The organism is Vibrio superstes (assembly GCF_003569005.1).
Lineage (GTDB): Bacteria > Pseudomonadota > Gammaproteobacteria > Enterobacterales > Vibrionaceae > Vibrio > Vibrio superstes.
In genome coordinates this window covers 2,592,763-2,605,026 of record NZ_BCUR01000004.1, presented here as the reverse complement: position 1 = coordinate 2,605,026, position 12,264 = coordinate 2,592,763, and the positions used below count along the sequence as shown (strand labels likewise).

Annotated in this window: 10 protein-coding genes; 4 read left to right on the top strand and 6 right to left on the bottom strand. The window is 45.7% G+C overall.

Annotated elements, in window-relative coordinates:
- The 6 genes from coaE to nadC all read right to left on the bottom strand — a co-directional run bounded on the left by coaE (position 1) and on the right by nadC (position 5,848).
- On the bottom strand, positions 1-600 hold the full coding sequence (gene coaE, locus D5I41_RS19775) for a dephospho-CoA kinase (RefSeq protein ID WP_119011285.1): 600 nt from the start codon (positions 598-600) through the stop codon (positions 1-3).
- Positions 600-1,478: a prepilin peptidase gene (locus tag D5I41_RS19770; RefSeq protein ID WP_119011284.1), complete on the bottom strand. Its 879-nt coding sequence runs from the start codon at positions 1,476-1,478 to the stop codon at positions 600-602. The genes coaE and D5I41_RS19770 overlap by 1 nt, the downstream gene beginning before the upstream one ends.
- A gap of 79 nt (positions 1,479-1,557) precedes the next feature.
- On the bottom strand, positions 1,558-2,766 hold the full coding sequence (locus tag D5I41_RS19765) for a type II secretion system F family protein (RefSeq protein ID WP_119011283.1): 1,209 nt from the start codon (positions 2,764-2,766) through the stop codon (positions 1,558-1,560).
- Positions 2,759-4,306: a GspE/PulE family protein gene (locus tag D5I41_RS19760; protein ID WP_119011282.1), complete on the bottom strand. Its 1,548-nt coding sequence runs from the start codon at positions 4,304-4,306 to the stop codon at positions 2,759-2,761. Before D5I41_RS19760 ends, D5I41_RS19765 begins: the two co-directional genes overlap by 8 nt.
- A complete protein-coding gene (locus tag D5I41_RS19755) occupies positions 4,303-4,707 on the bottom strand; it encodes a pilin (protein WP_119011281.1) in 405 nt (134 codons plus the stop codon). Before D5I41_RS19755 ends, D5I41_RS19760 begins: the two co-directional genes overlap by 4 nt.
- A 253-nt stretch (positions 4,708-4,960) precedes the next feature.
- Entirely contained in the window at positions 4,961-5,848 is an 888-nt protein-coding gene (gene nadC / locus D5I41_RS19750) for a carboxylating nicotinate-nucleotide diphosphorylase (protein WP_119011280.1), read from the bottom strand.
- 97 nt (positions 5,849-5,945) lie between these two features.
- On the opposite strand from nadC, the gene ampD reads away from it, so the two are divergent.
- The 4 genes from ampD (at position 5,946) to aceF (ending at position 12,143) form a co-directional block, all read left to right on the top strand.
- Positions 5,946-6,488 carry a 1,6-anhydro-N-acetylmuramyl-L-alanine amidase AmpD gene (gene ampD / locus D5I41_RS19745; RefSeq protein WP_119011279.1) on the top strand — a complete coding sequence of 181 codons (543 nt, stop codon included), beginning with the start codon at positions 5,946-5,948 and terminating at the stop codon, positions 6,486-6,488.
- Positions 6,489-6,727: 239 nt separating this feature from the next.
- Complete coding sequence (gene pdhR, locus D5I41_RS19740) at positions 6,728-7,501, top strand: pyruvate dehydrogenase complex transcriptional repressor PdhR (RefSeq protein WP_119011278.1); 774 nt, start codon at positions 6,728-6,730, stop codon at positions 7,499-7,501.
- 63 nt (positions 7,502-7,564) lie between these two features.
- Entirely contained in the window at positions 7,565-10,228 is a 2,664-nt protein-coding gene (gene aceE, locus D5I41_RS19735; RefSeq protein ID WP_065210201.1) for a pyruvate dehydrogenase (acetyl-transferring), homodimeric type, read from the top strand.
- A 28-nt stretch (positions 10,229-10,256) separates the two neighbouring features.
- Positions 10,257-12,143 (top strand): pyruvate dehydrogenase complex dihydrolipoyllysine-residue acetyltransferase, encoded by a 1,887-nt coding sequence (gene aceF / locus D5I41_RS19730; protein ID WP_119011277.1) that lies wholly within the window; start codon positions 10,257-10,259, stop codon positions 12,141-12,143.
- Positions 12,144-12,264: the final 121 nt, after the last annotated feature.

Genomic DNA, 12,264 nt, shown 5'->3' with positions numbered 1-12,264 from the left:
TCAGTGACACAAGGCTAGATATTTACGATGCAACTCAGCAATTTTTTCTGCTAAATGTCCATTGTCGCTATCGTTGTTGATGATATCGTCGGCGATGGCCAGTCTTTGCTCTCGTGTTGCCTGTGCCTTCAATATTGACTGCACCTGCTGTTTAGATACGCCATCTCTCGCTAAAGTTCGATCTATTTGTGTATCAGGAGAAACATCCACAACTAAAACGCGATCAGCCATGCTTTGCAAGCCATTCTCTACCATCAATGGGATGACCAGCAGGCAATAGGGCGAGGTGGCCATTTCTAGCTGTTGTTGCATTCGTTGGCGGATCATTGGATGTAGCAAATTGTCGATCCATTGTTTGTTACTTGGATCGGCAAATACCCGTTCACGCAATTGAGCACGATTTAGGGTACCATCTTGGTTTAGAATTGAACGACCAAAGTGATTTTCAATCGCCGTTAAGCCCTCACTACCTGGCTCTACCACCTCTCTAGCAACAATGTCAGCATCAACGATATCGATGTGGTAATTGTCATGGAAATGATTGGCTACGGTAGTTTTTCCACTTCCTATCCCCCCAGTCAAACCAATTATCCTAGACATTAGTACCCTCCAATGTAGCGACTGAGATACCAAGTCACAATATCATCACCCACTATCAAGTAGACCCAACCTGCTATTGCTAGGTATGGACCGAAGGGGAAGGCTTTTTCAACGCCTTGTTGCTTGAGCCTAAGCTGGATAATGCCAAATATTAGGCCAACTAAAGAAGAAAGTAAGATGATAAGTGGTAACGACTGCCAACCTAACCACGCACCCAGCGCAGCCAACAGTTTAAAGTCACCATAGCCCATGCCTTCTTTGCCAGTGAGCAACTTGAATAACCAGTAGACGCTCCACAAAGAAAGATAACCAGCCATCGCACCGATAACCGCATCTTGCAGTGATAATGGGCTGATCCCAAATACCGATAAAGCCAAACCTGCCCACATCAGAGGTAGGGTCAAGCTGTCTGGCAGTAACATAGTGTCTAAATCGATGAAGGTGGCGCAAAGCAGCACCCAGGTAAATCCAAGTAATGCGACAGCGTATAAGCTTGGTTCGAATAGGAGTGCGATGGTGAGACTGAGAAAACCTGAAAGAAGCTCTATAAGTGGATATCTAGGGCTGATTTTATCACCACAGGCACGGCAACGTCCTTTGAGGCTTAACCATCCGATAACTGGAATGTTATGTATAGCTTTAATTGGCGCTTCACATTTAGGGCAACGTGAGCGTGGGAGGCTGATGTTAAAGACCCCTTCTGGTACCTTAAGTTTAAGCTCAGGGTAGGCTTCAGCAAATTCTTTCTGCCACTCTCTTTCCATGATGATCGGAAGTCGATGGATCACTACATTGAGAAAGCTACCAATGATCAAGCCAAGAATGGTGGCGAGTATCGGAAATAGCAAAGGGTAGTGCAAAAAATAAAAATCGAGCATCTTGAGCCAATATTGAGAAAGTCTATGGGTATGTTATCGCAACTTTAGGTGCTTGTTTACACCTATCTCAGAGATAAGCTTATCCAACAGCACTCATAAGGCTGAAAATAGGTAAATACATGCTTAACACCAGCCCTCCCACAAGAGCACCAAGAAAAACAATGACTAAGGGTTCTATTAATTGGCTCAACTTGTCTGTGGCCTCTTTAAGTTGTTGTTCGAAAAGTGTAGCCAATCTAGCTGTTACAACCGATAACGAACCGCTTATTTCACCAATTTTAATCATCTGTAGCATGATTGATGGGAGAAATGAGAGTGCTTCTAGTGAGTGATAAAGGCTTTTGCCTTCTTTGATACTATCATTTGCACAGCTAAGCCCCTGCCGCATAAAGTCATTTTTCACCGCGAGTGATGCATTGTGGATACAGGTGATTAATGGAAGACCCGCCTGTATTCCATTACACAACAGTAAATTGAAGCGAGCTAATTCCCCAATAACAATACAAGGCCCCAGTACCGGAATGCTTAAGCTGTGCTTGGCGATTAGATGGTGAAAAGCCTGACTTTTTTGATAACACAAATAAATAAGGCTACCGAAGATCAATAGACCTGATATCAAGGCCCAAAAATGCCGCTGAAACCAAGTCGATAATTCAACGGTGAGTTGTGTGAGTTTGGGTAATTCAGCGCCAAAACTATCGAACATGCTCGAAAACTGTGGAATGACAAACACCATCATGACTGCAAATACAACACACGCCATGATGATGACGGAAGCGGGATAGATAAGCGCTGATTTTGCTTGCTTGAGTAATTGCTGGTTTTTTTCTCTGTGCTCGATGCAATATCCCAGCGCTGTGCAAAGGTCCCCGTTCTCCTCGCCGATTCGTACAAACTGAAGATAAATAGAATCGAGGAAGCTAAACTCCTGCATTGCTACCGATAGCTTTTGGCCTTGCTGTATCTGAAAATGCAGCTCTTCTAATAAGGCTCGCACGCCTTGTCGTTGGCTGGAGTGTTGCAGTTCATTCAAAGCGAGTGATATAGGCAGTCCAGCCTCAAGCATTAAGGCTAACTGATGGGTAAAAGTGGTGATATCACTGTACTTTACCTCATGTTTGTATGTTGCGGTAAAGGGAACAGGTTTTGCTATGAATTTGCGAAGATCGATGCCTTTGCTCCTTAGAATCCTCTTTAGTTGGGGAGCTGAATAGGCTAAAAGGTGGCCGGTAATCCTTGGTTTAAAGTGGCCAATACCTAACCAAATAAAGAGCTGTAAGCTACTCATGCCCTAGCACTCGCTCGATCTCTTGTTGGGTAGTGACTCGTTGCAAGCAAAGCTCTTTGGCGACGTCATGTAGACCTTGCTCGCCAATGAGATAATTGTTTATCTCTTCTTTGCCACCTTGTAGTTGCGTGATATTGCACAATAGTTGGCGAGTTATGGGTAACAGTTCGAATACTCCAGTTCTTCCCTTGTAGCCTTCATTACAGTGATGGCAAATATCGTGAGAGATGCTCTGAGCGCAGTGCGGGCATGACTTACGTAACAGGCGCTGGGCTATAACTAACTGCAGACTGTCGATAAGGTCTGTTTGATTAATGCCAAGCTGGTATAGGCGCTCGAGGGCGCTAAAGGCCGAATTTGTGTGTAGGGTTGAGAGCACAAGGTGACCGGTTTGTGCTGCGTGAATGGCGATCTCTGCGGTTTCTGAGTCACGTATCTCACCTAGCATGATCACATCAGGATCTTGGCGTAGCAAAGAACGAAGACAACGAGCAAAGTTAAGATCAATATGAACATTGGTCTGGACTTGATTGAACCCCTCAAAATGGATCTCTACGGGATCTTCTACTGTGCAGATATTAATACTGGTGTTAGCGATGGTGCTGAGGCAAGAGTAGAGTGTGATGGTCTTGCCACTGCCGGTTGGCCCAGTCACCAATATGAGCCCTTGAGGCTGTTTAAGTGCCTGCTTTAATGCGTGACATTGTTCTTGCTTGAGTCCCAACTGCTCAAGCTTTGGTAGGCTCTCCTTCTCCCTTGCGATTCTCATCACCAGTTTCTCACCCCATAGGGTAGGGATCGTGGAGACGCGAACTTCTATTTCTTCTTTTTCAGAAATGGCATAACTCATGCGCCCATCTTGCGGCAATCGCTGCTCGGTGATATCGAGTTCAGCATAGATTTTTATCTGACTGACAAGCGCCATCATTTTATCTATTGGGAACTGCATGATGGTCACCAGTAATCCATCACAGCGTATTCGCACTCGAGCCTGATCTTTATCTGGCTCTATATGAATATCTGAGGCATTCCTCTGTTGGCTTTGCTGCATTATCTGGGAAAGAAGATTCAGGTCGTCAATGTCTTGATTATGCTGAGAGCTTAGCTGGCGTTTTACTTGAGTATACAGAGATTGGAATTGCTCAATATCTGTGAGAATTAACTGGGTATTAAGGCGATGGTGAAATTGCAGCTCGGCTAATAGAGACTTAAGAAGTGGATCAAAGGAGAGCAGGTGCAACACTCCGTCATCCAGGGATATTGGGATAATGGGGTACTGAACAACAATAGACTCAAGATGAAGCTCGTTGATGATGGTTATCAGTGCTCTAAGTTTAACGCTTCGATTAGGGCTCGGATTAAAAGCAAGCTGGTGATGGTTGGCCAGCATCTGTCCTAGCTGTGCTAATGAATGCTGACTGACTTGCGATACTTGATAGAGTGCGTCAGCGGTCGACGCTATGGTCCTTAGCGACAATTGCTCCACATCAGCTTGACTGAGTATTGCAGGGCTGAGTGAAGCAATAATAGGGTGGGTCATTGGCAGCCCTTTGGCTTATCAATACCTACAGCGCCACTTACGCTGCAGCTCCAACCCGATGTATCGTCACGAGCAAAGGACACCGAAGACCCGTCTAATGAACTGCCTGTTGAACTAAAGGTGAATTGCAGTTGATTTCCACTAATCCCCACTTCTCCAATACTGCCGCCGGCACTCGATACCGTATTGATATCTGTCAGAACGGTAGGAAAAGAACCTTGGTCTAAATAATAGAGTTCAGCCTTAGTTAGTAACCCTCGTAAGGTCGCGGTTGCTGAAGCCAGTTCAGACTTCTTTACATAGTCTTGATACATGGGAATGCCGATAGCGGACAGTACGCCTATGATCGCGACGACAATCATTAGTTCGATTAAGGTGAAGCCAGTTTGTTTTCTGCTCATTGCTCTTTCCTCATTGCTTTCTCCTTGGGTGACTCAAGGTTTGCTGGTGGCAATAAAACTAGAAGCTATGAGCTGAGGTAAAAGAAACGGAGCAAGCTACTGCTAAGTGCCTCGCAGCGAATGGAGTAACCGATGTTTGTAGAAGCAGTAATAAAGGGAGAGTCTGTCGCAATAGAGTGAACTGTATCTCATACTTTAAGAGACAAAAAAGGCCAGCAATGCTGACCTTTCTTTATGCGTGTGGATCTAGTGACTATTTGAATCGCATGGACAGGTCCATAGCCTTCAGGTGCTTAGTCAAAGCGCCAACTGAGATAAAATCAACACCGGTTTCAGCCATAGGACGAATAGTCTCTAGGGTTACGTTACCTGAGTTCTCAAGTACAGCACGACCTTGGTTGATTGCCACAGCCTCGCGCATCATGTCTAAAGTGAAGTTATCTAGCATGATGATATCCGCGCCAGCATCAATGGCCTGCTTAAGCTCATCAAGGCTTTCTGTTTCCACCTCAACAGGCTTCCCAGGGTTTAGCTCTTTGGCTGTAGAGATTGCTTGCTCAATACCACCACAGGCAATGATGTGGTTTTCCTTGATAAGGTAAGCATCAAAGACACCAATGCGGTGATTGAAGGCGCCGCCACAGGCAACAGCGTATTTTAATGCACTGCGTAAACCTGGGATGGTTTTGCGAGTATCAAGTAGCTTACATCCAGTACCTTCAATCTTGCTCACATACTCGGCAACAAGGGTAGCGCAGCCAGAGAGTGTTTGAATGAAGTTCATTGCGTTGCGTTCGCCAGTTAATAGCGTGCGTGCGGGGCCTGTAAGAGTACATAGCGTTTGGTTAGGTTCTACCGTGTCACCATCGGCAACGTGCCATGCAACCGTCACTTGTCCACCAAGTTGTTTGAAGACTTCGTCAGCCCACATCAGCCCACAGAACACGCCGTGCTCGCGAGTAATAATGGTTGCGATACCTTGAGTATCTTCTGCGATGAGATTTGCGGTGATGTCCACAGAAGCGTCAACAGAGCCCCCAAGATCTTCTTTAAGTGTCTCTTCTACTGCGCGAGATACTTCATGAGGCAGTTGTTGCTTTAGGTACGCTAAACGAGCGTCACTGTCGTGGGTATTTTTCATAACCAAAACTTTCACTATGTTGTCGAATACTGATTTGTGCTGAATGATACTCTTGCTTGAATTATAATTCAGCAATAATTGCTCTCAGGGAAGAAAAATGTCCGCTAATTTATGGTATCCGCACGCCAAAGCCATCCCATCTCCGCATTGTGATGAGAGGCCTGATCCCGAGGACATCTCTTTACTAGTAGTTCACAATATTTCCCTTCCGCCCGCTGAATTTAATAACGGCAATATTGAAGCCTTTTTCCAAGGGCAATTGGATGCCTCTGTGCACCCGTTTTTTGAACGAATTAGCAGCATGCGAGTTTCGGCGCATTGCTTAATTAAAAGGGATGGTGAAATAGTACAGTTTGTCCCATTTGAAAAACGAGCGTGGCATGCTGGCCTTTCTTCTTTTGCCGGTCGTGATAAGTGCAATGACTACTCAATTGGTGTCGAGCTAGAGGGAACGGATTATGTGTCTTATACACAGGATCAATATCAATCCCTAGCCAATCTGACTCAGTTCCTACTCGACACCTATCCTAAGCTGAACTCATCGAGAATTACCGGCCATCAATACATAGCGCCGCTGCGAAAAACCGATCCAGGCCTATCCTTTAACTGGTCTAGATTTCGCAAGATGATCGCAGCTTAGTGCGTGATTGATACATTTGTCGTACAAGTGATTAGGTGAACATATAGTTCGCGTGAATACACATTTATTAACAAATACGTCACAGCCCCCCTTTTTTTTGGAATTCTTTTGTTATCGCGATCCCTGTTTTATGATTTAAATCAATTTTTCCTAGACAGGTGAGAAATTGATATGTTAAGTTTCGCGTCAAGTTGAAATTGGTAATACCAATTAACATCGAGCAGGACGCAGAGATTTAGATGCAAAAAGTTTCCTTTCAAAGTATTCGCCAACCTAAGCTATCTGATGTGATAGAGCGTGAGTTGGAAACATTGATTTTGGATGGGATATTGTCTCCAGGCGAGCAATTGCCGCCAGAGAGAGAACTTGCCAAGCAGTTTGATGTTTCCAGACCGTCGGTACGCGAAGCAATTCAAAGGCTAGAAGCCAAAGGGTTGTTAACTCGTCGCCAAGGTGGGGGAACTTTTGTTTGTGAAAGCTTGTCTTCTAATCTAACTGATCCTCTTTTGAACCTTCTTTCAAATCATGCTGATACGCAAAGAGACCTATTAGAGACGCGACATGCACTCGAGGGTATTTCTGCTTATTTTGCTGCTTTAAGAGGAACGACAGAGGACTTCCAGCGTATTACTCAGTGCCAACAGGCGATGAGCGTTACGGTGGATAGCGATGACGTTGAGCAAGAATCTGAAGCTATCATGGAGTTCCTGATTGCTATTGCAGAGGCTTCACACAACGTAGTGCTATTGCACATTGTTCGTAGTTTATCTCCACTGCTGCAAAAGAATGTGTCACAGAACTTGATGCTTCTGCACAGTCGTGAAGACGTAATTCAAAAATTAAATGAGCACAGAGCGGACATCGTTAAGGCGATTACATCGAGAGAGCCACAACGAGCCCGTGAAATGTCTGAAACTCATTTAGCGTTTATCGATGAAACATTGTCGGACTTGACCGAAGAACAGGGCAGAAGAGCTCGTTCATTGCGTCGAATTCAACAGAACAAACAGTAAGCTTTTGCTTAGGGTATACCACCCTAGTAGTTGACCTAACTTAATAAAAAAGGATAGTTCGCCATGTCTGATATGAAGCATGACGTAGATGCTCTGGAAACTCAAGATTGGTTAGAAGCGCTTGAGTCAGTAGTACGTGAAGAAGGTGTAGAACGCGCGCAGTTCCTACTAGAACAAGTTCTAGATAAGGCTCGCTTAGACGGTGTTGATATGCCTACAGGCATTAACACTAACTACATAAATACCATTCCGGCCGCGCAAGAACCAGCTTACCCTGGTGATGTAACGCTTGAGCGTCGTATTCGCTCTATCATCCGCTGGAACGCAATCATGATCGTATTGCGTGCTTCCAAGAAAGACCTAGACCTTGGTGGTCACATGGCTTCTTATCAGTCAGCAGCTGCATTCTACGAAGTTTGCTTCAACCACTTCTTCCGCGCTCCAAATGAGACGGATGGTGGCGATTTGGTTTATTACCAAGGTCATATCTCTCCAGGTATCTACTCTCGTGCATTCGTTGAGGGTCGTCTAACTGAAGAGCAGCTAGACAACTTCCGTCAAGAAGTTGACGGCAAGGGTATCCCTTCTTACCCACATCCTAAGTTGATGCCTGAATTCTGGCAGTTCCCAACAGTATCTATGGGTCTAGGCCCGATTTCAGCTATCTACCAAGCTCGCTTCTTGAAGTACCTGGAAGGCCGTGGTCTAAAAGATACTTCAGCTCAGCGCGTTTACGCATTCCTAGGTGATGGTGAGATGGATGAGCCAGAATCACGTGGTGCAATCTCTTTTGCTGCTCGTGAAAAACTGGACAACCTATGTTTCCTAATCAACTGTAACCTACAGCGTCTAGATGGCCCTGTAATGGGTAACGGCAGCATTATTCAAGAACTAGAAGGCCTATTTAAAGGCGCTGGTTGGAACGTTGTTAAAGTTATCTGGGGTAGCAACTGGGATTCACTGCTTGCGAAAGACACCACAGGTAAGCTTCTTCAGCTAATGAACGAAACTATCGATGGTGACTACCAAACATTTAAATCTAAAGATGGCGCGTACGTACGTGAGCACTTCTTTGGTAAATACCCTGAGACTGCAGCACTTGTTGCCGATATGACTGATGACGAAATCTTCGCGCTTAAGCGTGGTGGTCATGATTCATCTAAGCTATTCGCAGCATTCAACAATGCGAAAGAAACTGGCGGCAAGCCAACTGTTATCCTAGCTAAAACCGTTAAAGGTTACGGCATGGGTGATGCAGCAGAAGGCAAGAACATTGCACACGGCGTGAAGAAAATGGACATGACTCATGTTCAACACCTGCGTGACCGTCTAGGCCTAGAAGACATTCTTTCAGATGACAAACTAGCTGAACTTCCTTACCTGAAGCTTGAAGCTGGCACTCCTGAATACGAATACATGCACGCTCGCCGTAACGCTCTACACGGTTACACTCCAGCGCGTCTGCCTAAGTTCACTCAAGAATTCCAAGTACCAGAACTAGAAGAGTTCGCTCCTCTACTGGGTGCTCAGAAGCGTGAAATCTCTACCACTATGGCTTACGTTCGTACACTAAACATCTTGTTGAAGAACAAGAGTGTTGGTAAGAACATCGTTCCTATCATCTGTGACGAAGCACGTACCTTTGGTATGGAAGGTCTATTCCGTCAAATCGGTATCTACAACCCGCACGGTCAAGACTACACGCCTGAAGATAAAGGCATCGTTTCATACTACAAAGAAGCGACTTCTGGTCAGGTTCTTCAAGAAGGTATCAACGAACTAGGTTCAATGGCATCTTGGGTTGCTGCTGCAACGTCATACAGCACCAACGATCTGCCAATGATCCCGTTCTACATCTACTACTCAATGTTTGGTTTCCAACGTATTGGTGACATGGCATGGCTAGCAGGTGACCAACAAGCTCGTGGCTTCCTACTAGGTGCTACAGCGGGTCGTACAACGCTAAACGGTGAAGGTCTGCAGCACGAAGATGGTCACTCGCACATCATGGCGAACACTGTACCTAACTGTATCTCTTACGACCCAACGTTTGCTTACGAGCTAGCGGTAATCATGCAAGACGGTATTCGTCGCATGTACGGTCCAGAGCAAGAGAACGTTTACTACTACCTAACAGTAATGAACGAGAACTACGCAATGCCAGCAATGCCAGAAGGCGCTGAAGAAGGCATCCGTAAAGGTATCTATAAGCTAGAGTCTTACGCAGGTGACAAGTCTAAAGTTCAGCTAATGAGCTCTGGTACTATCATGAACGAAGCGCGTAAAGCTGCTCAAATCCTAAGCGAAGAGTATGGCGTAGCCTCTGACATCTTCTCTGTAACATCGTTCAACGAGCTAACTCGTGACGGTCAAGCGGTAGAGCGTGACAACATGCTTCACCCAGAAGCTGAAGAAAAAGTACCATACATTACAACGGTTCTTGGTAGTGAGCCTGCAATCGCAGTCACTGACTACATGAAGAACTACGCTGAGCAAGTACGTGCATTTATGCCTTCTGAGTCTTACAAGGTTCTTGGTACTGATGGCTTCGGTCGCTCAGACAGCCGTGAGAACCTACGTCGTCACTTCGAAGTTAACGCTGGCTACGTAGTCGTTGCTGCGCTAACTGAACTGGCTAAACGTGGCGATGTTGAGAAGTCAGTAGTTGCAGAAGCAATTGCTAAATTTGGCATCGACGCAGACAAAATTAACCCGCAATACGCATAAGACTTCCATTTATTAAGGGAAATAAACAATGACAATCGAAATTAATGTACCTGATATCGGTGCTGATGAGGTTGAAGTAACTGAGATTCTGGTTAACGTTGGCGACAAGGTTGAAGAAGAGCAGTCACTGATCACTGTTGAAGGCGACAAAGCTTCAATGGAAGTACCAGCGTCTCAAGCGGGTATCGTTAAAGAAATCAAAGTATCTGAAGGCGATTCAGTAACGACGGGTTCTTTAATCATGATTTTTGAAGAAGCGGGCGCTGCAGCTGCAGCACCTGTAGCTCCAGCAGTTGAAGCGGCTCCAGCAGCAGCTCCTGCGGGCGGCGCTTCTGAACTAAAAGAAGTTCATGTACCTGACATCGGCGGTGATGAAGTCGAAGTGACTGAAATCATGGTTGCAGTTGGCGATACAGTAGAAGAAGAGCAATCTCTTCTAACGGTTGAAGGCGACAAGGCTTCTATGGAAGTTCCTGCACCATTTGCTGGTACAGTAAAAGAAATCAAGATCGCTTCTGGCGACTCAGTATCAACTGGTTCTCTAGTTATGGTATTTGAGGTAGCGGGTTCAGGTGCAGCAGTCCCTGCTCCAGTAGCAGCGGCACCTGTTGCCGCTCCAGCAGCCGGAACGCCGGAACGTCGAGAAGTTAACGTACCTGACATTGGTGGTGATGAAGTCGAAGTGACTGAAATCATGGTTTCTGTTGGTGATAGCGTTGAAGAAGAACAGTCACTTATTACTGTAGAAGGCGATAAGGCTTCTATGGAAGTACCAGCACCATTTGCGGGTACGGTTAAAGAAATCAAGATTACTGAAGGCGATTCAGTAACCACTGGTTCTCTAATCATGGTATTTGAAACGGTCGGTGGTGCAGTAGCACCTGCACCATTAGCGGCTCCAGCGGCAGCACCTGCTCCGGCTGCAGCACCAGCACCAGCAGCGGCTCAAGCACCAGCAACTAAAGGTGACTTCCAAGAGAACCACGAGTATGCACATGCATCTCCAGTTGTTCGCCGTCTTGCTCGTGAGTTTGGCGTTAACCTTTCTAAGGTTAAAGGCACAGGTCGTAAGAACCGCATCCTAAAAGATGATGTTCAGAACTTTGTTAAAGACGCACTTAAACGCCTTGAGTCTGGTGCTGGCGCATCAGGTAAAGGTGACGGTAGTGCACTTGGCCTACTACCATGGCCAAAAGTGGACTTCAGCAAGTTTGGTGACACTGAAGTTCAGAAACTGTCTAAGATCAAGAAGATCTCTGGCGCTAACCTGCATCGTAACTGGGTAATGATCCCACACGTTACACAGTGGGATAACGCAGATATCACTGAGCTTGAGAAGTTCCGTAAAGAGCAAAACGCTTTTGAAGCGAAGAAAGACTCTGGTATCAAGATCACACCACTTGTGTTTATCTTGAAGGCTGTAGCGAAAGCTCTTGAAGAGTTCCCTTCATTCAACTCGTCTCTATCTGAAGATGGTGAAAGCATCATTCTTAAGAAGTACGTGAACGTTGGTATCGCAGTAGATACACCAAACGGTCTTGTTGTTCCTGTATTTAAGGATGTAAACAAGAAAGGCATCTACGAGTTGTCTGCTGAACTAGCGGCTATATCTAAGAAGGCACGTTCTGGTAAGCTAACAGCTGCAGATATGCAGGGTGGCTGTTTCACTATCTCAAGCCTAGGTGGCATCGGCGGTACAGCATTCACGCCAATCGTGAACGCACCAGAAGTGGGTATCCTTGGTGTATCTAAGTCTGAGATGAAGCCAGTATGGAACGGCAGTGAGTTTACTCCTCGTCTAATGCTTCCATTGTCACTGTCTTATGACCACCGTGTTATCGATGGTGCAGAAGGTGCACGATTCATTACCTTCTTAAACCAATGCCTAAGCGATATTCGTCGTCTGGTAATGTAAAAAATAGAGCAGCTCGCAAGAGCTGCTTTTTGTCGCAAATATTTAACAAGATTGGGCGCGACTTGAGATAAAGTATCGCCGAATTGTTGTATAGCTCACAGCCTAAATGGAATTAGTTTTC

Coding starts and splice junctions, on each gene's coding strand:
- D5I41_RS19765 (WP_119011283.1), bottom strand. CDS start 2,766: ATGAGTAGCTTACAGCTCTTTATTTGGTTAGGTATTGGCCACTTTAAA.
- aceF (WP_119011277.1), top strand. CDS start 10,257: ATGACAATCGAAATTAATGTACCTGATATCGGTGCTGATGAGGTTGAA.
- D5I41_RS19770 (WP_119011284.1), bottom strand. CDS start 1,478: ATGCTCGATTTTTATTTTTTGCACTACCCTTTGCTATTTCCGATACTC.
- ampD (WP_119011279.1), top strand. CDS start 5,946: ATGTCCGCTAATTTATGGTATCCGCACGCCAAAGCCATCCCATCTCCG.
- coaE (WP_119011285.1), bottom strand. CDS start 600: ATGTCTAGGATAATTGGTTTGACTGGGGGGATAGGAAGTGGAAAAACT.
- nadC (WP_119011280.1), bottom strand. CDS start 5,848: ATGAAAAATACCCACGACAGTGACGCTCGTTTAGCGTACCTAAAGCAA.
- aceE (WP_065210201.1), top strand. CDS start 7,565: ATGTCTGATATGAAGCATGACGTAGATGCTCTGGAAACTCAAGATTGG.
- D5I41_RS19755 (WP_119011281.1), bottom strand. CDS start 4,707: ATGAGCAGAAAACAAACTGGCTTCACCTTAATCGAACTAATGATTGTC.
- pdhR (WP_119011278.1), top strand. CDS start 6,728: ATGCAAAAAGTTTCCTTTCAAAGTATTCGCCAACCTAAGCTATCTGAT.
- D5I41_RS19760 (WP_119011282.1), bottom strand. CDS start 4,306: ATGACCCACCCTATTATTGCTTCACTCAGCCCTGCAATACTCAGTCAA.